Source organism: Paracoccus xiamenensis, from assembly GCF_011308835.1.
GTDB lineage: Bacteria > Pseudomonadota > Alphaproteobacteria > Rhodobacterales > Rhodobacteraceae > Paracoccus > Paracoccus xiamenensis.
The window spans coordinates 308,170-328,771 of the sequence record NZ_JAAOHY010000001.1 but is presented as its reverse complement, the minus strand read 5'-3'; the positions used below and the strand labels follow the sequence as shown (position 1 = coordinate 328,771).

Below are 20,602 nucleotides of genomic sequence, written 5' to 3'. Positions count from 1 at the left end.
TTATAGGCTGACGCTATCTGACCGTTATCAGTGAAAGCCTATAAATGTATCGTTTTGTTGCCGCTCTTCCTCTGTTTTCACTTCTTGCTGCCTGTTCATCTTCGCTGGAAATCACCCAGCCGCCCGTTGCATACAAGACCGTCAAGCAACTGCCCGCCCAAAGCTATCGCGGCGACGCGGAAACGACGATCCGCACCCGGACGAAAACGAATGAAGGCACCCGCGAACTGGCCGGTGCCAGCTGCACCCTTTCCACCACCTACACGGAATCGCAGTTTCAGACGCCTGCCCGCGTCCTGACACCGAATCTCGGCCCCGCGACACCGACGGCGCATCTCAAATGCAGCACCGGTGAGCGCGCGGTCCAGAAGAACCTCAGCTCTCATAATATCTCGATGGCCGAAAGGTCGTCGAAAGTGCGCGCATCCGGCGCCGGTGCAGGCATCATCGGCGCAGTCGTCAGCGGCATCGTCGCCGGGGTCAATGAAGGCAGGGGCGACCAGCCGACGGATGTGCATGGTTACGCATCGACCACGCTGGACATGAGTGCGACGGCTGATGCCGGGGTGAAATGATCCTGCAGCCCATCGCCCGGCGGCACCGCCGGGCAGCCCCTGCCATGGGGGCGGGCGGGGGCAGCCCTCTGCTCTGCGAACCTGTTGCCCCCTGCCCCCTCCAAAACCCTCAGAGATCCTCTGCCAGCCGTTTCGCATCCCCCATCTGATACAGCTTCACCTCGCGCCAAGCGTTCAGTGTCGGTTTGATTGCGAACACGACAGAGCCGAAGATGAACATCCACGTCGTCAGCGTTCCGGTCGAGGGCCAGAACGCCATGATCGACCCGATCAGGAAGAAAATCGCCGCAACGAAATTCGCAATCGTATAGGCCACCTCGACTTTGGCCTTGAGGATTCTGGCCTCTTCAGACCGGGCATTCAGGTCGGGCCGAAAGGCTTGGTCCCAGAATTTCATACATCCTCTCCTTCAGGTCAAACTTGCGTTTAATCAAAGGCGAACGCGACATCAGCACGCTGCGTTCCGCCCGGCCGACTGCCCGCAACGCCGCTACTCCCTGCTTGGGGCAGTGCCGCCCACGTGATTTTGGTAAGCTTGAAGACGCGGTGACCTTCCACGTGGGGGTCAAGGAAGCGCTGGAAGATCCGCGTCACCTGTTGATGGACATCTGACGCAGGGAAGAAAGCCTGACCCGTTCAGTGCAGCCCGGCGAAATTTTCGCCGGACTTTATTCATCGCGAACAATTTTCTTCGACTTCTTGCTTCCGCCAAAACCCGCGACTACATTTTGTTCAATTTGTAACCCGTAAAACTAAAGACCGAGTCCCATGCCAGACCGCCCTACACGCAGCCACTATAATGACCACAGCCCTGGCGGCTTCAGCCCGTCGATCGCGGCGATGAACGCCGATACCCGCAGCGGCATCGCCGATCCAAACGATACCCCGAGGTTCATCATTGGCAGCTGGCTTGTGCGGGTGGCGTTCATGGCGGTGGCTATTTGGCTGGTGAACTGTGCCTTCGGACCGTTTGGATGGAGCTGGGCGGCGTTGGTGGCCTATGCCATCATGTCGCTGGCCTTGAACCTGGCGCCGAGCAGGTTGAAGGACAGCCAGGTCGACCGGATCGGACATGGCTACTTTCAGGACGACGCCCGCCACCCGCGCTGAGGAGTTCCGCAGATGCGTTACTGGGTCGGGACCGTTAGCCGCGAACACGTGCTGATCGGTGTGGCGGGCGGGTTTGCGATGATAAATCACGGCAAACTGACGCCCCTGCAGCGGCTTAGCCCTGGTGACGGACTGGTCTATTACTCGCCCCGGACCGCCTATCCTGACGGCGCGCCGCTGAAAGCCTTCACCGCCATCGGCCTTGTGCGCGACAAGGATCCCTACCCAGCGATGATGCCAACCGGTCAAACCGGGTTTCGGCGCGATATCGACTGGATGACGGCAACCGAAACGCCCATTCAGCCGTTATCCGAAGGGCTTGAATTTACCCGGGGAAACTGGGGTATGCTGGCCCGCAGAGGGCTGTTTGAAATCAGCGGCGTCGATTTTCAGACCATCCGCGCCGCCATGATGAAGGATTGAAAGATGCAGATGCTCGTTCACTACACCGTCGCCGATTACGCGACCTTCAAACCGGCATTCGACAGTGATGCCGAGGATCGCGGCAATAACTCGCTGAACCTTCTGCAACTGTGGCGTGAAAGCGATACCAGCGCCTGGGCCCTGTTCGACGTGGCCGACCCCAAGAAGGCCCGCGCCTATCTGGACGGGGCCGCCGGCGTGTTCAACTCGCTCGGCGGGGTCAGCAAAGCGGACGCGCACCTGCTTGAAACCGCCTGATGCGTCGGCGCCTGATTGGCGTGGTCCTGCTGCTGGCCGCGATCCCGGTCGCGGCGGCAGCATATACCCGCGCCATGCGGGCCGCGCACGGAATCCCTCCCGCCATGGCAACGGCCACGGCGCAGGCTGATCGGATCGTCGTCGACAAACCTGCGCGGCTGATGCAGCTGATGCGCGGGGACGAGGTGATCGGCAGCTATGCGATCAGCCTTGGCGCCGCGCCCGAAGGCCATAAGACCCGTGAAGGCGACGAGAAAACGCCCGAGGGCAGCTATGTCATCGACTGGCGCAATGACAGATCGGCGGCGCATCTCAGCCTGCATATCTCCTATCCGAACGCGGCGGACAGCGCGGCCGCGGACGCACGCGGCGAAAGCCCCGGCGGGGCAATCATGATCCACGGTATGCTGAATGGCTGGGGCTGGCTTGGCGGCCTGCATCGTGCCTGGGACTGGACCAACGGCTGCATTGCCGTCACTGATGCCGAGATACGCGAAATCTGGTCGCTGGTGCCCAACGGCACCCCGATCGAAATCAGAGGTGCGACGTGACCCCAGAACTGACGGTATTGGCGCTGGCAGCGATTCTTCAGGCGCTGCAGATCGGGCTGGCGGCAGTGGTGATGAATTCCGATGTCGGCGCGCAATGGAATGCCGGGCCGCGCGACCATCAGCCGGATTTCTCGCCAATGACTGGTCGCTTGCGGCGGGCGGTGAACAACCATTTCGAATCGCTGGCCTTCTTTACCGTCGCGGCACTGGTGACCAGTGTGTCGGGGCAAGGGACGGCGCTGACGGCCTGGGCGTCCTGGATCTATCTGGGGGCGCGGATCCTGTATGTGCCGGCCTATGCGCTTGGCTGGACGCCATGGCGTTCGGTCATCTGGGGCGTGGGCTTTGTGGCGACGATGATCATCATCGTTGCTGCGCTGTTCTGACCGGCAGATATGCGCGCCGCGCCTGCGTTTTCCGGGTGAATCCGTGCCCAAGCTTGTGTATGCCGAGGTATATCTTCGCCGCCTCGCCGCGGCTGCCGAATTCTGAAGGAGACTTGAATGTCCAGCTATGACCTCATCGTTATCGGCGCCGGTCCCGGCGGCTATGTCTGCGCCATCCGCGCCGCCCAGCTGGGCCTGAAGGTCGCCGTGGTCGAAGGCCGCGCCACGCTGGGAGGGACCTGCCTGAACGTGGGCTGCATCCCGTCCAAGGCGCTGCTGCATGCCTCGCATATGTATCACGAGGCCGGGCATAACTTCGAAAAGATGGGCCTGATGGGCGAGCTGCCCGCGATCGACTGGACGGTCATGCAGGGCTACAAGGCTGAAACGGTCGAGACCAATACCAAGGGCATCGAGTTCCTGTTCAAGAAGAACAAGATCGACTGGATCAAGGGCTGGGGCGTGATCGAAGGCCCGGGCAAGGTCAAGGTCGGCGACGAAACCCATGACGCGAAAAACATCGCCATTGCCACCGGGTCCGAACCGAGCCCGCTGAAGGGCGTCGAGGTCGACAATGATGCTGGCGTGATCGTCGATTCGACCGGCGCGCTGGTGCTGGCCAAGATCCCGGAAACCATGGTGGTGATCGGCGCGGGCGTGATCGGGCTGGAACTGGGTTCCGTCTATGCCCGCCTTGGCACGAAGGTCACGGTGATCGAATATCTGGACGCGATCACGCCGGGCATGGATGCAGACATCCAGAAGCAGTTCCAGCGGACGCTGACCAAGCAGGGCCTGACCTTTGTGCTGGGTGCTGCCGTGCAATCGGCCACCGCCAAGGACGGCCAGGCGACCGTCACCTACAAGCTGCGCAAGGATGACAGCGAACAGCAGGTCGAGGCCGATGTCGTCCTGCTGGCCACCGGTCGCCGTCCCTTCCTGAACGGGCTGGGGCTGGAAGCCGCGGGGGTTGCGCTGACCGATCGCGGCCAGGTTGCGATCGACGATCACTGGCGCACCAACGTGCCGGGCATCTATGCCATCGGCGACGCCGTGGCCGGGCCGATGCTGGCCCACAAGGCCGAGGACGAAGGCATTGCAGCCGCCGAGGTTATCGCCGGCAAGGCGGGCCACGTGAATTACGACGTCATCCCGGGTGTGATCTATACCAGCCCGGAAGTCGCCAGCGTCGGCCTGACCGAAGCGGCGGCAAAGGAAACCGGTCGCAAGGTCAAGGTCGGCAAGTTCCCCTTCATGGGCAATGCTCGCGCCAAGGCCTTGTTCCAGGGCGACGGCTTCGTCAAAATCATCGCCGATGCGGACACCGACCGGGTTCTGGGCTGCCATATCATCGGCCCCAATGCCGGCGAGATGATCCACGAGGTCTGCGTGGCAATGGAGTTCGGCGCCTCGGCCGAGGATATCGCAATGACCTGCCACGCGCATCCGACCACCTCGGAAGCGGTGCGCGAGGCGGCGCTGGCGCTTGGTGGCGGCGCGATTCATGTCTGACGGTCTGGACAGGGGGGCGCTGCCCCCCACCGGCCTTGCGGCCGCCCCCCGGGATATTTCAGCCAGAATGAACGGCATCTCGCGGCGCGGGGCGCTGTTGGGGGTGTTGGTGCTGGCCGCTTGTGGCGGCAGCCCGGCGCGTCGGGTCGAGGATACCCCGCCCGCTGATCTTTATGCCGGCGAGACGCCCGAGATGCGCCGCAAGATCAATTACTGGGCGGCGCGGCACCAGATCCCCTCTACGCTGCTGCACCGCGTCGTGCAGCGCGAGTCGGGATACAACCCGTCGGCGCGGAATGGCCCTTATTACGGCTTGATGCAGATCCTGCCGCAGACGGCGCGGACCATGGGCTATCGCGGATCGCCGGCCGGATTGCTGGATGCCGATACCAATCTGGAATTTGGCGGCCGCTATCTGCGGGGGGCTTATCTGGTCGCGGATGGAAATCACGACAAGGCGGTTCAGTGGTATGCGCGCGGCTATTACTATGAGGCCAAGCGCAAGGGACTGCTGGAAGAAACGGGGCTGCGGAGCTGATGCGCCTGTGGCCCGCCCTGATGCTGGCCCTGACCCTGCTGGCACCTCCGGCGGGCGGCCAGGAGGTGACATTTTTCCGTATCGGCAATGGCTCGACCGCGGGGACCTATTACCCAATCGGGGGGATCATCGCGACGGCGATTTCGAACCCGCCGGGGGGCGCGCCTTGCGCCGAGGGCGGGGCCTGCGGGGTGCCGGGGCTGCTGGCCTCCGCCGTGGCGTCGGCCGGATCGGTCGAGAATGTCGAGAATGTCGGCAAGGGCGCGTTGGAATCGGGCTTTGCCCAGGCCGATGTCGCCTATTGGGCGCAGACCGGGACGGGGAATTTCGCCGGCCTTCCCGCGATCGAGAACCTGTGCGCTATCGCCAGCCTGTATCCTGAGGCGCTGCATATCGTGGCCCGGCGCGAGGCCGGCATCGACAATATTGCCGATCTGCGCGGCAAGCGGGTGTCGCTGGACGAGCCGGGCTCTGGCACATTGGTCGATGCGCGGCTGGTGCTGGATGCGGCGGGGCTTGGTGATGCCGACCTGACTGTCATGCATCTGCCCGCAACCCGCGCCGCCGCTGCCATGCGCGAGGGCAAGCTGGACGCCTTCTTTTTCGTTGGCGGTTATCCCTCGCCTGCGATCAGTCAGCTTGCAGGACAGGCCGAGGTCAAGTTGATCCCCATCGACGACGCCATCGCCACCAAGCTGACCGGGGCCGAGACCTTCTTCATCCGCGACATCGTGCCGCAAGGCACCTATCGCGGGATGGAGGAGGATGTCAGCACCCTGTCGGTCGGTGCGTTGTGGATCACGCGGGCAGACCAGCCAGAGGATCTGATCCATGCCGTCACCCGCGTGTTATGGAACGACAACACCATGCGCCAGCTGAGCTATGGCCATCCGATCGGCCGCCGCATCCTGCGCGAGAATGCGTTGAAAGGCGTCGCCATCCCGCTGCATCCGGGCGCCGAGCGGTACTATCGCGAGGCAGGTTTGCTGCGCTGAAAAAGCCGCTTGCCGACTTGCATGTTTGCGCTATCTGGGCCTATTTTCACCCATCCCAAAGGAGATCCTGCCATGATCCCGCAAACCCAATCCGAACGGACCCGCGCGCTGAGCGCGCTTGCCCCCGTCATTCCGGTTCTGGTCATTGACGACGCCGCCCGTGCCGAACGTCTGGCCGAGGCGCTTGTCGCCGGCGGGCTGCCCGTGCTGGAGGTGACCCTGCGCACCGATGACGCCCTTGCCGCCATCAAGGCGATGTCGCGTGTGGCGGGCGGTCATGTCGGCGCCGGCACCGTTCTTACGCGCGAACAGGTTTACCGCGCCAAGGATGCAGGCGCGTCCTTTGCCGTTTCGCCCGGCGCGACCGAAACACTCGTCCGCGCCTGCGAGGATGCCTCGCTGCCGCTGCTGCCGGGCGCGGTCACGGCGTCCGAGGTGATGCTGGCAGCCGAGTATGGCTATGACATGCTGAAATTCTTCCCGGCAGAGACCTCGGGCGGGGCGGCGGCACTGAAGGCACTGGCGGCGCCCCTGCCGCATATCAGCTTCTGCCCGACCGGCGGCATCACCCCGGCAAATGCCGACAGCTACCTGTCGCTGCCGAATGTGGTTTGCGTGGGATCGAGTTGGGTTGCCTCGGCGAAAGCCGTGAGCGAGGGCGATTGGGCCGGGATCGAGGAGCGCGCCCGCGCTGCCTTCCAACTGCGCGGCTGACATGACTGACGCGCCTGCCCCGAACATGCTGCGGCAGGCGCAGCGCAATCTGGCGGTGCTGGTCACCGCACAGGCGCTTCTGGGCGCCCAGATGTCGATGATCTTCATCTTTGGCGGGCTGGTCGGGCAGACGCTGGCCCCCAATCCCTGCCTTGCCACCCTGCCCTTGTCGATGATCGTGCTGGGATCGGCACTGACGGCGCGTCCGCTGGCGGGCTTCATGCAACGCCATGGCCGCCGGGCCGGATTTCAGCTGGCGGTGCTGGCGGGGGCACTGGGGGCGGCCATATGCTTTGTCGCGATGGCGCTTGGCAGTTTCGCGCTGTTCATGCTCGGCTCTGGCCTGACCGGCATCTATATGTCAGCGCAAGGCTTTTACCGTTTCGCGGCGACCGATACCGCGCCCGAGGCTTTCGAGGCCAAGGCGATTTCATGGGTCATGGCGGGCGGGCTGCTGTCGGCGATCATCGGGCCGGCACTGGTGCGCGCAACGGGCGAGCTGACGGCGGTGCCTTTCATGGCCAGCTATCTTGCAATCGTTGGGCTAAACCTTGTCGGGCTGTGGCTGTTCATGGCGCTGGATATTCCAAAGCCGCAGCAGGCCACCGCGCAGGCGGGTCAACCGGGTCGCCCCATCGGGCAGATCCTGCGTGACCCGGTCATTGCCGTGGCGATGGTCTGTGGCATGGTCAGCTATGCGCTGATGAACCTGGTCATGACCTCCACCCCGCTGGCCATGGTCGGCTGCGGGATGAGCAGCAATGACGCCGCCAATGTCGTATCGGCCCATGTGCTGGCGATGTTCATTCCTTCGTTCTTCACCGGCCATCTGATTGCGCGCTTTGGCGCGCCGGTGATCGTCGGCCTTGGCCTGACGATCCTTGCCGCCTCTGGTGCCGTGGCGCTGAGCGGGGTCGCGTTGGGTCAGTTCTTTGCCGCGCTGATCCTGCTGGGCATCGGCTGGAACTTCGGCTTTATCGGTGCCACCGCCATGCTGACCCGCGCCAGCCCGCCGCAGGAACGCGCCCGCATTCAGGGGGTGAACGATCTGGTGGTGTTCGGCGGGGTGTTCCTGGCCTCGCTGTCATCGGGCGGGTTGATGAACTGCGCGGGCGTCACCGATGCGGCCGCGGGGTGGAGCGCGGTCAACCTGGCCATGGTGCCATTCCTAGTCCTGGCCGGCGGTGCGCTGATCTGGCTGGTCCTGCGCCCGAAGGCGGCCTGAGGACCGGACTTCGCCCCGGTCCTCAAGGTATTTGTCACACTGAGGCTGCGCGCATTTTCAGGATGTCACCTGCCAAGGCGAGCGTCGATGGATCGTGGCCGGGCGCGTCCTTGCCATCCAACAGCGGTGCAACCGTCAAGGCCAGTTCCTTGCCCAGCTCCACGCCCCATTGGTCAAAGCTGTTAATGCCGAAGATCGCCCCTTCGACGAAGACGCGATGTTCATACAGCGCCACGATCTGACCCAGCGTGAAGGGCGTCAGCTGTTCGATCAGCAGCGTGGTTGACGGCCGGTTGCCGGGGAAGACGCGGTGGCGGGCCTGACGCTCCAGTTCATCGCCGGTCAGCCCTTTCTTTTCCATCAAGGCGCGGGCGGCATCCAGACTGCGGCCGCGCATCAGCGCCTCGGATTGGGCAAGGCAATTGGCCAGCAGCAGCTTATGGTGGTTGTCGAGGCCCGGTTCATGGCCGCGTGCGGCGGCGATGAACTCGCAGGGCACGACCTGCATGCCCTGATGGATCAGCTGGTAAAATGCGTGCTGGCCATTGGTCCCGGGTTCGCCCCAGACGACGGGGCCAGAGGGGCGCGGCAGGTCGTTGCCGTCCATATCGACGCGCTTGCCGTTCGATTCCATTTCCAGCTGTTGCAGATAGGCCGGAAGGCGCGACAGGCGGTTGTCATAGGGCAGCACCGCGCGGGTCGGATAGCCATTGATCTGGTAGTGCCAGATGCCGACAAGCGCCAGCATGACGGGCATGTTCTGCGCCAGCGGCGCTGTACGGAAATGCGCGTCCATCGCGGCTGCCCCGCGCAGGAACTCGCGGAAATTTTCCGGCCCGATGGCGATCATCACCGGCAGGCCGATCGGTCCCCAAACCGAATAACGCCCGCCGACCCAATCCTCGAATCCGAAAACGCGGGCGTCATCAATGCCCCAGGCGGCGGTCTTGTCTGTCGCCGAGGACAGCGCCGCGAATTGCGCCGCCGGATCCTTGACCGAAGCCTTCATCCAATCCAGCGCGGTCTGGGCGTTGGTCATCGTCTCGATGGTGGTGAAGGTTTTCGAGGCCACGATCACCAGCGTGGTTTCCGGGTTCAGCCCGGCCAGCACATCGGCAATATCTGCGCCGTCCACATTGGACACGAAATGCGTGCGCGGCCCGTCGTGATAGGGCGACAGCGCAATCGTCACCATTTTCGGCCCAAGGTCCGAGCCGCCAATGCCGATATTGACCACATCGGTGATCTTGCCGCCCTGCCCCTTGAAGCTGCCATCGCGCACCGCCGCCGCAAATGCCGCCATGCGGTCCAGCGTGGCCGAAACCTCGACGCTGATATCCTTGCCTTCGACCGCCAGCGGCCTGTCGTAATTGCGCAGGGCGGTGTGCAGGACGGAACGGTCCTCGGTCTCGTTGATGCGGTCGCCGGCGAACATCGCGTCACGCTTGGCGGCAACGCCCTGCGCCAGCTCCAGCAACTCTGCCCGGCTGGTCGCGTCGATATTGGTCTTGGAATAGTCGAAGATCAGCCCGTCAGCGCGCACGGTAAATTCCTGCGCGCGTTCCGGATCGGCGTCGAACAGATCGGTGATCCGCCGCTCGCCCGAGGGCAGGCTGGCGTGAAGGCGGGTCCAGACTGGGGAAAGGTCATTCGGCATAATGCACCACCGCGTTGCGAAGGAAGGCTGAAATCGGGGCCGTGACCGGGTCGGCCCCGGTCGCAGCTTCAAGGGCGGCGCGTTTCTGCGCGCCCTTGATCATGATGTGGATATTCAGCGCCGATTGCAGCGCCGGCGCGGTCAGCGTGATGCGGGGTTCCGCCCCACCTGCCGCCGCCATGACCGGGGGCGCGTCGCTGGCCAGCAGCGCCTCCAGCCCCGGGGCTTGGGGGAACAAGCTGGCCGTGTGCATGTCATCACCCATGCCCAGCACCAGGACGGTGATCGGCAAATGCGGCTTGATCTGTTCGGATAGCGCCGGCGCCGCCCCTTCGGGCGTCGGATCGCCGGTATACAGATCCAGATAGGTTGCCGCCGCTGCCGGACCCACCAGCAGCGACTTGCGCAGCATGGCCGAGTTCGAGCGCGGGTTATCCCCCGGCACCCAGCGTTCATCGTTCAGGAACACCGTGACCTTGTCCCAGTCCAGCGGCAGGCCCGAAAGCGCCCGAAACATCCCCGCAGGGGTAGAGCCGCCCGGCACACACAGACTGGCCGGGCGCTGCGCGTCCAGATTCACCCGCAACTCGCCCGCGATGCGGTCGGCCAGCGACAGCGCCATCAGCTCGGCATCGGGATAGGTGACGATCTCGGCGCTCATGCCCGGATCTCCCGCCAGCGACGATTGTCGCGATGCATCAGGCGCAAGGCTTCTTCGGGGCCGGAGGAGCCCGGGTCGTAGGGTTCGGGCCGGGCCTTTCCGGCCTCCCATGACTTGATGATCGGATCGGCCCAGGCCCAGGCGGCTTCAACCTCGTCGCCGCGCATGAACAGGGTCTGGTTGCCCCGGATCACATCCATGATCAGGCGTTCGTAAGCATCGGGCATGTCGACGCCTTCGGGGCCGACCGCATCGGCAAAGGACATGTCCAGCGGCACCTGCATCAGGCGCATGCCGCCGGGGCCGGGTTCCTTGATCATCACCGTCAGGATCATGCCTTCATCCGGTTGCAGCTTGATGACCAGCTGGTTCGGCTTCTGGCTGCTTTCGTCAAAGATCGAATGCGGCGGTTCGCGGAAGGTGATGACGATCTCGCTGGTGCGGGCGCGCAGTTTCTTGCCCGTGCGCAGGTAGAAGGGCGTGCCCTGCCAGCGCCAGTTCGAGATACGGACCTTCAGCGCCACGAAGCTTTCGGTGCGGCTGTCGGGGTTTTCGGCATCGTCCAGGTAGCCCTGCGTGCCGTTTTCGGCCTGGTATTGGCCGCGCACGATTTCAGCTTCAGATACCGGCTCCAAGGCGCGGATAACCTTCAGCTTTTCATCGCGGACGGCGTTTGGATCAAAGTGATACGGCGGCTCCATCGCGATCAGGCAGAGAAGCTGCATCAGGTGGTTCTGCACCATGTCGCGCATCGCACCGGACTGGTCGTAATAGCCGCCGCGCCCGCCGACGCCCACGGTTTCGGCCACGGTGATCTGAACGTGGTCGACATATTGCGCGTTCCAAAGCGGTTCGAACAGGATATTGGCGAAGCGCACGGCCATCAGGTTCTGGACGGTTTCCTTGCCCAGATAATGGTCGATCCGGTAGATTTGACGTTCGGCGAAATGGCGTGCCAGCACGTCGTTCAGCGCACGGGCCGATTCCAGATCGCGCCCAAAGGGCTTTTCCACCACGATCCGGCTTTCGCCATCGGCGATCCCGTAATCCGAGAGGCGCTGCGCCAGATCCCCGAACAGCGACGGCGCGACCGAGAAATAGAAGGCCCGCACCACGCCCGGGCGCATGATCTCTTTCAGCTTTTCCCAGCCGCCGGTGCCCTTGGCGTCAATGGCGACGTAATGCAGTTCAGCCAGAAACGCCTCCAACTGCGAGGTGTCGATGCCGGGCGCGAATTCGTCGATCGCGGCGCGGGTTTCATCGCGGAACTGCTGCTCTGTCAGGTCAGAGCGCGCCGCCCCGATGATCCGCGCGGAAGACGGCATCTGCCCCGCCAGAAAGCGACGATACAGGCCCGGAAGGATCTTGCGCCGGGCCAGATCGCCCGTTGCGCCAAAAATCACCAGGTCGAAATCATCAACGGGAATGACACGCACTACCATGGGCACCTCCTGAGAAATCGAAGTTTGACTAACCGATGTTAGCGGTATCAGCAAGTCTGCTGACTGTGGCGGAACGGTGCACGACCGCGGATCAGCGCGCAAGGGCTCGTCCCAATCGCGGCAGTCGCGCGCGTTTCATCAGCGCACGAAATTCGATTTGCCCGCCAAGCGCCACGGCCTTGGCATGGGCGGCATGGGCAGCATGGGCCACGGGATCGGGGTCATGGGCCCACAGATCGGTCAGGAATGCGTCGGGATGGACGGCCTGCAGCCCCACGGCCGCCAAAGCCCTGCGCGGAAAATCGCGCAGATTGACGGTCACGATGATCTGCGCGCCGCCGTTCAGCGCTGCCTCGATCACATGGGCGTCGTCGGGATCGGGCAGATCCAGCCCGGCGCTGCGATGACCCGCCTCATCGGCGAGGGCGGCAGGGAAGCGTTCGGTCAGCAGGGCGATTTCGGCGCTGGCAATGCTGCCCAGATCCTCGCCTTGCCGGGCGGCGGCGCGGCGCCATTCCTCAAGGAGGCGTGCCGACCATAACGGGCGGAACAGCCCGGCCTGCGCGACATCGGCGAGGATTTCGCGCAGGACGGTCGGGAACAGCACATTCGCGTCCAGAACGGCAGTCTGCGGCCCTGTCATCAGCCGTCCAGCCGGAAGAACAGCGCCTTCAGATAGCCGGTTTCGGCCAACTGCGGCAGGGTCGGATGGTCTGGCCCCGCCTGCCCGCTGTGGATCAGTTGCCCGCGCCGTCCGCCCCGCCCGATGCCACGGGCCGAAGCGTTGCGGAAGCTGGTCAGATCCGCCGCATGACTGCAGGAACACAGGCCCAGATAGCCCCCAGGTGCCACCAGCGGCGCGGCCAGCTTGGCCACGCGTTCATAGGCGCGCAGACCTGCTTCCAGTGCTTGCTTTGACGGCGCGAAGGCCGGCGGATCGCAGATCACGACATCGAACTGCGCGCCCTCTGCCGCAAGCGCTTCCAGGGCAGCAAAGGCATCTTCGCGCCGGGTTTCCAGTTGATCTGCCTTGCCCATCGCCTCGGCACCTTTACGGGCAAGCGCAAGCGCGGGTTCGGATCCGTCGATGCAGGTCGCGTGGTCCGCCCCCGCCGCCAGCATGGCCAGACCAAAGCCGCCGACATGGCTGAACACGTCCAGCACCCGGCCACCACCAACCAGCCGCTGCGCAAAGGCATGATTCGGCCGCTGGTCATAGAACAGTCCGGTTTTCTGGCCGCCCATCACATCGGCCATATAGGTCGCCCCGTTCATGGGCACCTCGATCGGCGCGGTGGGCGCGCTGCCGACGATGACCTCGGTCCGCTCATCCAGACCTTCAAGGCTGCGGGCCCGGCCCTGTCCGTTCAGCACCACGGTTTTGACGCCTGCGACGGCGACCAATGCATCGGCGATCTGCGCAGCCATGGCGTCGGCCCAAGCGGCGTTGGGCTGCATCACCGCAGTGTCGCCAAAGCGATCAACGATCAGCCCCGGCAGGCCATCGGCTTCGGCATGAACCAACCGATAGAATGGCGCGTCATACAACCGCTCGCGCATCGCCAGGGCTCGCGTCAGCCGGGCGCGCAGCCATTCCGGGTCGATCCGCGCTTCGGGATCGGCGTCCATGACCCGGCCGATGATCTTTGAGTTCGGGTTCACCGTCACCAGTGCCAGCGGCTTGCGTTCGGGGTCCTCCAACACGGCGAAGCTTCCCGGCTGGATGGCGCGGGTACGGCGGTCGGCGACGACCTCATCGGCGAAGACCCAGGGGAAGCCGTGGCGGATCGCCTGAGGTTTGGTCTTGGGACGCAGGCGGATTACGGGCAAGCTCGTCATGGAGGTATCCTTTCAGTCGCGCCCGATGTGGCACGCCCCCGCCCCCGCGGCAAGAGTATCCAACCCCCGTTGCGCCGTTACCGCTAACAGTGTATACCGAGATCATCCCGACATCAGGAGGCCAGCCATGACCCTGCACGCCACCATCGACCGCGTCACCGACCGCATCCGCAACCGTTCGCTGCACAGCCGCGCAGCCTATCTGGACCGGATCGCCAAAGCCGCCGAAGAAGGGCCGCGCCGCGCGCATCTTTCCTGCGGGAATCAGGCCCATGCCTATGCGGCAATGCCCGACAAGGAAGAACTGGCCCATGGCCGCAAGCCCAATCTCGGCATTGTCACCGCCTATAATGACATGCTGTCGGCGCATCAGCCTTACGAGCGCTATCCGGGCCTGATTCGCGAATATGCCGCACGTCATGGCGCCACCGCGCAGGTCGCGGGCGGCGTGCCGGCCATGTGCGACGGCGTCACCCAGGGCCGCGCCGGGATGGAGCTTTCGCTGTTTTCCCGCGACGTGATCGCGCTGGCTGCAGGCGTGGCCATGTCGCATGATACCTTCGATTCGGCGCTGTATCTGGGCGTCTGCGACAAGATCGTGCCGGGACTGATCATCGCGGCCGCGACTTTCGGGCATGTGCCCTCGGTCTTCGTGCCGGCCGGGCCGATGCCTTCGGGTCTGCCCAATGACGAAAAATCCAAGGTCCGCCAGCAATTCGCCAGCGGCGAGGTCGGCCGCGACAAGCTGATGGAGGCCGAGATGGCATCCTATCACGCACCGGGCACCTGCACCTTCTACGGCACCGCGAATACCAACCAGATGCTGATGGAATTCATGGGCCTGCATCTTCCGGGCGCCAGCTTTGTAAACCCCAATACCGAAATGCGCGACGCGCTGACTGGCGCGGCGGTGGAACGCGCCGCCGCGATCACTCGCCTTGGCAACGAATTCCTGCCCGTGGGCGAGGTTCTGGACGAACGCGCCTTCGTCAACGGCATCGTCGGGCTGATGGCGACCGGCGGCTCGACCAATCTGGTGCTGCACCTGCCAGCCATGGCGCGGGCGGCGGGCGTTCTGGTCGATATCGAGGATTTCAGCGACATCTCGGATTCGGTGCCGCTGATGGCGCGGGTCTATCCGAACGGGCTGGCCGATGTGAACCATTTCCACGCGGCGGGCGGGCTTGGCTATATGATCCGCCACCTGCTGGAGGCCGGGCTGCTGCATCAGGACGTGCGCACCATCGCCGGCGGCGGGCTGGAGCGGTACATCACCGAACCCAAGCTGAAAGACGGCCGCATCCAGTGGGAGGACGGCCCGCGCGAATCGCTGAACGAAAAGATCGTGCGCCCGGCCTCGGATCCCTTCGCCCCGACCGGCGGGCTGAAGCAGCTGGCCGGCAATCTGGGCCGCGGCGTCATCAAGGCCAGTGCCGTCGCACCCGAGCGTCACATCATCGAGGCCCCTGCCCGCGTCTTCACCGATCAGGAACAGGTAAAGGCCGCCTTCAAGGCGGGCGAGTTCACCAGCGACACCGTGGTCGTCGTCCGCTTTCAGGGTCCGCGCGCCAATGGCATGCCCGAGCTGCATTCGCTGACCCCGATCCTTGCGGTCCTGCAGGATCGCGGCCTGCGCGTGGCGCTGGTGACGGATGGGCGGATGTCGGGGGCATCCGGCAAGGTGCCGGCGGCGATCCATCTGGCCCCCGAGGCCGCAAATGGCGGCCCCTTGGCCCGCGTTCAAGATGGCGACATGATCCGGCTGGACGCGGTCAACGGCACCATCGACTGCCTCGCCAAAGATTTCGACGCCCGCGACCCGGTCAGCATCGACCTGAGCCACAACCATTTCGGCATGGGCCGCGAGATGTTCGGCCTGTTCCGCGCGGCAGCGGGGGATGCGACGGAAGGGGCCTGCGGGATCGTGTGACTGCGGGCCGGCCCCGGGCGACACGGCGCGAGGGCACCATCTGTCCGAATGTGAGCTGTGCGGGACGCACGCGCCGTTTCGCCGCGGCTGCGCCAATGACTGCTTCTGATGGTCAAAGTCCCCTCCGTCCAATGAACCGTAGTTGTGCGGAATTACTTGAGAGGCTCGTCAGAGTAGTCGGTGAATATTCCCTCGGCACCCTTTCGACTACTGGCACGACCTCGCCGTACAAATTCACAATCGGCGGCCCTGTTTAAAAGATTAGTCGCAGATCCGGGCAACCTGGAAGATCGGCCGAAGCAGGGAGATGCCAGACAATACGCACGCGAGAAATTAATTGGCGCGAGCCAGCACCACGGCTACTCTCCACGACGTTGATTGCGCACTCCAAAAATCTGAATCTGAGATGGATATTGACGCAATACCGGCTGCAATGTTTAAATGGCCAATAGTTCGACTTTGATGATCCGTTAAGACTGAGCGTTAGAAGTCTGATGGGTTCAACGAATGGAGCATGCCGAAATGAAAGCTTCTTGCTTGTTTTTTGCAGTGTTGACTAGCTTGCCAGTTGCGTTGCATGCACAGGTCTTCGAAGTAAGGCCGCCCGAGGTAACCGTGGACGCCGAGACAGTTGTCATTCTCAGTTGTGTTGAGGTGGATGAAGTCCCGGCAGAATATCGCCATAATCCTATAAGTCTTCCACAGCCTGCACCAGATGCCGGATTGGCTCTCGCGTTCTTGGAAAAACCGACTATTATTTTGACGAAGGAAGAATGCATCTATGCCGTTAAGGCCGGTTTTTCATCATTTGGCGACCCAACCACCCTGTTGATAACGCAAAAATAAGTTGAAGTTTCATTAACTTTGGCGAGGCCGCTCTGCTAGAGCGGGGATTTTGTTTTTCTATTTGAACAACGTGCCGTGGTCGGGTCCAATCAGCACCTAAAGTTCTCGAACAACAACTTGAGGCAGGTCCTCGCGGCTTACGCACAGGAAAGTAAAATTGCGCAAGCGGTATTTTCATCCATATAATTGATTAAATTTTTATTTAAAACAATGGCGTAATTGACGCTTTGCATTCTGGTCAAACGCAGCTTGATATTTATGCGTTGTGGCAGCCCTTAAATAAGCGGACATTCGTATACAACGCGGCATCTGTCAGATTGGGCTGCGAAGCCGACATTGCGCCTACCCGTCAGTCCAGCCTTCGGCTTTAAAAACCACCCTTACGAACAGCCTTCGCCTATCCCGCCCCCCTCACGCAAACCGCTCTACCGCCATCGCCGTCGCCTCGCCGCCGCCGATGCACAGGGACGCCATACCCTTGTCCATGCCATGCGTCTCCAGCGCCGCCAGAAGCGTGACCAACACCCGCGCGCCAGATGCGCCGATGGGATGGCCAAGCGCGCAGGCGCCGCCGTGGATGTTCACCTTGTCATGCGGCAGGTGCAGGTCGTGCATCGCGGCCATGGTGACGACGGCGAAAGCCTCGTTGATCTCAAAAAGGTCGGTCTCGGGGAAGGTCCAGTCAACGCGCTCGACCAGCTTCTTCATCGCGCCGACCGGGGCGGTCGGGAACAGCGAGGGCTTGTCGGCAAAGGTCGAATGCCCCCGGATCACGCCGCGCGGCACCAGACCAAGCGCCTTGGCCCGGCTGAGCCGCATCAGCACCAGTGCCGCCGCCCCGTCCGAGATCGACGAGGCATTCGCCGCTGTCACCGTCCCGTCCTTGCGGAAAGCGGGTTTCAGGTCGCGGATCTTCGCGGGATTGGCCTTGCCGGGCTGTTCGTCGGTGTCGACCACCACCTCGCCCTTGCGGGTGGTGACGGTGACAGGCGCGATTTCGGCCTTGAAGTGCCCGCCCGCAATCGCGTCGCGCGCGCGGGTCAGCGAGGCGATGGCGAAATCGTCCTGCTTTTCGCGGCTGAAACCATAGGCGCCGGCGCAATCCTCGGCGAAGGTGCCCATCAGGCGGCCCTTGTCATAGGCGTCTTCCAGCCCGTCCAGGAACATATGGTCCATGACCTGACCGTGACCCATGCGCATCCCGCCCCGCGCCTTCGGCAGCAGGTAAGGCGCGTTCGACATGCTTTCCATTCCGCCTGCGACGACGATATCGGCGCTGCCGGCAAGGATCGCGTCATGGGCCTGCATCACCGCCTTCATGCCCGATCCGCACATCTTGTTGATGGTCGTGGCCCCGGTGCCCACAGGCAGACCCGCGCCAAGCGCTGCCTGCCGCGCCGGCGCCTGCCCCTGCCCGGCGGGCAGGACGCAGCCCATGATGACCTCGTCGACCATGTCGAGGCGCAGGCCGCTGCGATGGACGGCGGCGCGGATGGCGGTCGCGCCCAGCTCGGCCGCGGTCACGCCGGCGAAATCGCCCTGAAAGCCGCCCATCGGCGTGCGAGCGAAATCGACGATGACAACGGGATCGTGGGTGTCGGACATGGTTTCCTCCCTAGAAACATGGCCCGCAGGGGCGGGCATCAGACGGCCGCGGTCGGCGGGCCGAAGCGGTCAATCATGCGGGCGCGGATCATGTCGCGCGTCTCGCGGTATTTCTGCAGCACGGCCTCGCGGCCCTCGGCCAGGCCGGTCGGATCCATGACCGGCCAGTATTCGATATCCAGATGGGCGTGGCGGGTCAGTTCCATCGCCTGCCGCTGGGACGCGGGCGACAGCGCCACGACCAGATCGAAGCTGCCCAGATCATCGCCCCAGCTTTGCATCTCTTCGAAACTGCGCGAGCGGTGGCGCGACAGTTCGATCCCCCATTCCTGACAGACCGCGACGGCGAAGCCGTCAATCTCCAGGTCATTCTTGACCCCCGCCGATTGCACATAGGCGGCATGGCCATAGAGTTTCTTCATCATCCCCTCGGCCATGGGTGAGCGGACGGCATTGTGGTCGCAGCAGAACAGGATGGAATGAGGGATCTGCCCGGCCATGTCAGCCCTGCGGGATCAGCGCGCAGATCAGTGTGAACAGCCTGCGCGCGGTATAGGTGTCGACCTCGGCCTTGCCCTCCAACCGTTCCTGCAGCGTACGCGCGCCCTCATTGTGAATGCCGCGCCGGGCCATGTCGATCGCCTCGATCTGGGCGGGGGGCATGGTCTTCACCGCGTCGTAATAGCTGGCGCAGATCTGGAAGTAGTCCTTGACCACCTGCCGGAACGGTCCCAGCGACAGGTGAAATTCGCCCACCTTCTCGCCCCCTTCGGTCGAGATGTCGAAGACCAGCCGACCGTCGCGAATTGCCAGCAGCAGCGCATAGGGGCCGGTTGGCGCGGGCTGGCCGTCGCGGCCCGGCAGGTCGAAATTGTTTTCCTCCAGAAGGTCGTAAATGGCGACCTTGCGTTCCTGGATCACCATGGCCGAGGCCGGTGGGATGGCGCTGTCGTCGATATTGATACGGGAAATCCGGTTCGCGTTCATGCGCCGCTCCTGTCATTCAAACCCGCCAGCCGGGCAGAAACCGATCGGCCATGCGCCTGCAGCCCTTCCGATTCCGCCAGCCGCACGGCCGACGGCCCGATGGCCGCCAGCGCCGCCGGCGTCAGCCGCGCCACTGTGGTTCGCTTGAGAAAATCCATCACCGAAAGACCCGATGAAAACCGGGCCGAGCGCGCCGTCGGCAGCACATGGTTCGGGCCGCTGACATAATCGCCCACGGCTTCGGGCGTGTAGGCGCCAAGGAAGATCGCGCCCGCGTGGTGGGTCTTTTCCGCCAGCGCTTCGGGGTCGGACACGCAAAGTTCCAGATGCTCCGGCGCGATGAGGTCGGACAGCGCGGCCGCCTCGTCCAGATCACGGGTCACGATGATGGTGCCATAGTCGCGCCAGCTGGCGCCGGCGATTTCGGCGCGCGGCAGGGTCGGGATCAGCGCCTCGACCGAGGCGGCAACCGCGCGCGCCATGGCCGGATCGGGGGTAATCAGGATGGACTGGGCGTCGGCGTCATGTTCGGCCTGCGCCATCAGATCCAGCGCCAGCCAGTCGGGGTTCTGGTCGCCATCGGCGATGATCAGCACCTCGGACGGGCCGGCGATCATGTCGATGCCGACACGCCCGAAGACCTGCCGCTTGGCCGCCGCGACATAGGCATTGCCCGGCCCGGTGATCTTGTCGACGGGCGCAATGGTCGCGGTGCCATACGCCAGCGCCGCAATCGCCTGAGCGCCGCCGATGCGGTAAATTTCATCCACGCCCGCCAGCTCGCAAGCCAGCAGGACCAGCGGATTGACCTCACCGCGCGGGGTCGGCACGCAGACGACCAACCGCCCCACCCCCGCCACACGGGCCGGGATCGCGTTCATCAGGACTGAGGACGGATAGCTGGCCTGCCCGCCCGGCACATACAGCCCTGCCGCCGAAACCGCCCCCCAGCGCCAGCCAAGCGTTGCCCCCGCCGCATCGGTCCAGCTTTCGTCCCTGGGCATCTGGCGGCTGTGATAGGCGCGGATCCGTTCGGCGGCCAATTCCAGCGCGGCGCGATCTTCGGGCGCGACCCGCGCCGTCTGTTCGGCGATTTCCGCCGCCGAGAAGCGCAGCGTTTCAGGCGTCAGCGGCAATTGATCGAAGCGCGCGGTATAGTCGATCACCGCCGCATCGCCGCGCGCCCGCACATCGGCGATGATCGCGGCCACGGTGTCGGACACATCGGTCGAATCCTCGCGCTTGGCAGACAGCATCCGCGCAAAGGCGGCTTCGAAATCGGCTGCGGCGGTGGTCAGTTCGACGGGCATGTGCGGCTCCTTCTGCGAAGACTGTCTAGCGGGCCGCC

At 64.0% G+C, this 20,602-nt stretch carries 23 protein-coding genes; 13 read left to right on the top strand and 10 right to left on the bottom strand.

Going from position 1 to position 20,602, the window contains the following annotated elements:
• Positions 1 to 44: 44 nt before the first annotated feature.
• Entirely contained in the window at positions 45 to 575 is a 531-nt protein-coding gene (locus G7044_RS01690) for a hypothetical protein (protein ID WP_166325024.1), read from the top strand.
• A 109-nt stretch (positions 576 to 684) separates the two neighbouring features.
• On the opposite strand, the gene G7044_RS01685 is transcribed toward G7044_RS01690, so the two are convergent.
• Entirely contained in the window at positions 685 to 972 is a 288-nt protein-coding gene (locus G7044_RS01685; RefSeq protein WP_166325021.1) for a YrhK family protein, read from the bottom strand.
• Between the two features lie 443 nt (positions 973 to 1,415).
• Here G7044_RS01685 and G7044_RS01680 point away from each other — a divergent pair, with 443 nt between their 5' ends.
• The 10 genes from G7044_RS01680 to G7044_RS01635 all read left to right on the top strand — a co-directional run bounded on the left by G7044_RS01680 (position 1,416) and on the right by G7044_RS01635 (position 8,287).
• Positions 1,416 to 1,685, top strand: coding sequence for a hypothetical protein (locus G7044_RS01680; RefSeq protein ID WP_166325018.1), 270 nt, complete (start codon positions 1,416 to 1,418; stop codon positions 1,683 to 1,685).
• 12 nt (positions 1,686 to 1,697) lie between these two features.
• The gene (locus tag G7044_RS01675; RefSeq protein ID WP_166325015.1) at positions 1,698 to 2,108 is read left to right on the top strand and encodes an EVE domain-containing protein; all 411 of its coding nucleotides are present in this window, start codon (positions 1,698 to 1,700) and stop codon (positions 2,106 to 2,108) included.
• 3 nt (positions 2,109 to 2,111) lie between these two features.
• The gene (locus tag G7044_RS01670) at positions 2,112 to 2,366 is read left to right on the top strand and encodes a hypothetical protein (RefSeq protein ID WP_166325012.1); all 255 of its coding nucleotides are present in this window, start codon (positions 2,112 to 2,114) and stop codon (positions 2,364 to 2,366) included.
• Complete coding sequence (locus G7044_RS01665) at positions 2,366 to 2,917, top strand: L,D-transpeptidase family protein (RefSeq protein ID WP_166325009.1); 552 nt, start codon at positions 2,366 to 2,368, stop codon at positions 2,915 to 2,917. Before G7044_RS01670 ends, G7044_RS01665 begins: the two co-directional genes overlap by 1 nt.
• Entirely contained in the window at positions 2,914 to 3,303 is a 390-nt protein-coding gene (locus G7044_RS01660) for an MAPEG family protein (RefSeq protein ID WP_166325006.1), read from the top strand. The genes G7044_RS01665 and G7044_RS01660 overlap by 4 nt, the downstream gene beginning before the upstream one ends.
• 117 nt (positions 3,304 to 3,420) lie before the next feature.
• On the top strand, positions 3,421 to 4,815 hold the full coding sequence (gene lpdA / locus G7044_RS01655) for a dihydrolipoyl dehydrogenase (RefSeq protein ID WP_166325003.1): 1,395 nt from the start codon (positions 3,421 to 3,423) through the stop codon (positions 4,813 to 4,815).
• Positions 4,816 to 4,882: 67 nt separating this feature from the next.
• Entirely contained in the window at positions 4,883 to 5,353 is a 471-nt protein-coding gene (locus tag G7044_RS01650) for a lytic transglycosylase domain-containing protein (protein WP_166327242.1), read from the top strand.
• Complete coding sequence (locus tag G7044_RS01645; RefSeq protein WP_166325000.1) at positions 5,353 to 6,348, top strand: TAXI family TRAP transporter solute-binding subunit; 996 nt, start codon at positions 5,353 to 5,355, stop codon at positions 6,346 to 6,348. The genes G7044_RS01650 and G7044_RS01645 overlap by 1 nt, the downstream gene beginning before the upstream one ends.
• Positions 6,349 to 6,420: 72 nt before the next feature.
• The gene (gene eda / locus G7044_RS01640) at positions 6,421 to 7,062 is read left to right on the top strand and encodes a bifunctional 4-hydroxy-2-oxoglutarate aldolase/2-dehydro-3-deoxy-phosphogluconate aldolase (protein ID WP_166324997.1); all 642 of its coding nucleotides are present in this window, start codon (positions 6,421 to 6,423) and stop codon (positions 7,060 to 7,062) included.
• 1 nt (position 7,063) lies between these two features.
• On the top strand, positions 7,064 to 8,287 hold the full coding sequence (locus G7044_RS01635; RefSeq protein WP_166324994.1) for an MFS transporter: 1,224 nt from the start codon (positions 7,064 to 7,066) through the stop codon (positions 8,285 to 8,287).
• 34 nt (positions 8,288 to 8,321) lie between these two features.
• Here the strand turns inward: G7044_RS01635 and pgi are convergent, their stop codons facing one another.
• The 5 genes from pgi to G7044_RS01610 form a co-directional block, all read right to left on the bottom strand.
• Positions 8,322 to 9,944, bottom strand: coding sequence for a glucose-6-phosphate isomerase (pgi, locus tag G7044_RS01630; protein WP_166324991.1), 1,623 nt, complete (start codon positions 9,942 to 9,944; stop codon positions 8,322 to 8,324).
• Positions 9,934 to 10,605: a 6-phosphogluconolactonase gene (gene pgl / locus G7044_RS01625; RefSeq protein ID WP_166324988.1), complete on the bottom strand. Its 672-nt coding sequence runs from the start codon at positions 10,603 to 10,605 to the stop codon at positions 9,934 to 9,936. The genes pgi and pgl overlap by 11 nt, the downstream gene beginning before the upstream one ends.
• Entirely contained in the window at positions 10,602 to 12,047 is a 1,446-nt protein-coding gene (gene zwf / locus G7044_RS01620) for a glucose-6-phosphate dehydrogenase (protein WP_166324985.1), read from the bottom strand. The genes pgl and zwf overlap by 4 nt, the downstream gene beginning before the upstream one ends.
• A gap of 91 nt (positions 12,048 to 12,138) precedes the next feature.
• The gene (locus G7044_RS01615; protein ID WP_166324982.1) at positions 12,139 to 12,690 is read right to left on the bottom strand and encodes an RSP_2648 family PIN domain-containing protein; all 552 of its coding nucleotides are present in this window, start codon (positions 12,688 to 12,690) and stop codon (positions 12,139 to 12,141) included.
• Positions 12,690 to 13,886: an RSP_2647 family RNA methyltransferase gene (locus G7044_RS01610; RefSeq protein ID WP_166324979.1), complete on the bottom strand. Its 1,197-nt coding sequence runs from the start codon at positions 13,884 to 13,886 to the stop codon at positions 12,690 to 12,692. The genes G7044_RS01615 and G7044_RS01610 overlap by 1 nt, the downstream gene beginning before the upstream one ends.
• A 127-nt stretch (positions 13,887 to 14,013) precedes the next feature.
• On the opposite strand from G7044_RS01610, the gene edd reads away from it, so the two are divergent.
• Together edd and G7044_RS01600 are read left to right on the top strand one after the other, a co-directional pair.
• Positions 14,014 to 15,816 (top strand): phosphogluconate dehydratase, encoded by a 1,803-nt coding sequence (gene edd, locus G7044_RS01605; RefSeq protein WP_166324976.1) that lies wholly within the window; start codon positions 14,014 to 14,016, stop codon positions 15,814 to 15,816.
• Positions 15,817 to 16,323: 507 nt separating this feature from the next.
• Positions 16,324 to 16,662 carry a hypothetical protein gene (locus tag G7044_RS01600; protein ID WP_166324973.1) on the top strand — a complete coding sequence of 113 codons (339 nt, stop codon included), beginning with the start codon at positions 16,324 to 16,326 and terminating at the stop codon, positions 16,660 to 16,662.
• Positions 16,663 to 17,073: 411 nt separating this feature from the next.
• On the opposite strand, the gene G7044_RS01595 is transcribed toward G7044_RS01600, so the two are convergent.
• The 4 genes from G7044_RS01595 to hisD are packed head-to-tail and all read right to left on the bottom strand — an operon-like array spanning position 17,074 to position 20,564.
• Entirely contained in the window at positions 17,074 to 18,267 is a 1,194-nt protein-coding gene (locus G7044_RS01595; RefSeq protein ID WP_166324970.1) for an acetyl-CoA C-acyltransferase, read from the bottom strand.
• 38 nt (positions 18,268 to 18,305) lie between these two features.
• The gene (locus G7044_RS01590) at positions 18,306 to 18,767 is read right to left on the bottom strand and encodes an arsenate-mycothiol transferase ArsC (RefSeq protein ID WP_166324967.1); all 462 of its coding nucleotides are present in this window, start codon (positions 18,765 to 18,767) and stop codon (positions 18,306 to 18,308) included.
• Position 18,768: 1 nt separating this feature from the next.
• Positions 18,769 to 19,254 (bottom strand): UPF0262 family protein, encoded by a 486-nt coding sequence (locus tag G7044_RS01585; RefSeq protein WP_166324964.1) that lies wholly within the window; start codon positions 19,252 to 19,254, stop codon positions 18,769 to 18,771.
• Entirely contained in the window at positions 19,251 to 20,564 is a 1,314-nt protein-coding gene (gene hisD, locus G7044_RS01580; protein ID WP_166324961.1) for a histidinol dehydrogenase, read from the bottom strand. Before hisD ends, G7044_RS01585 begins: the two co-directional genes overlap by 4 nt.
• Positions 20,565 to 20,602: the final 38 nt, after the last annotated feature.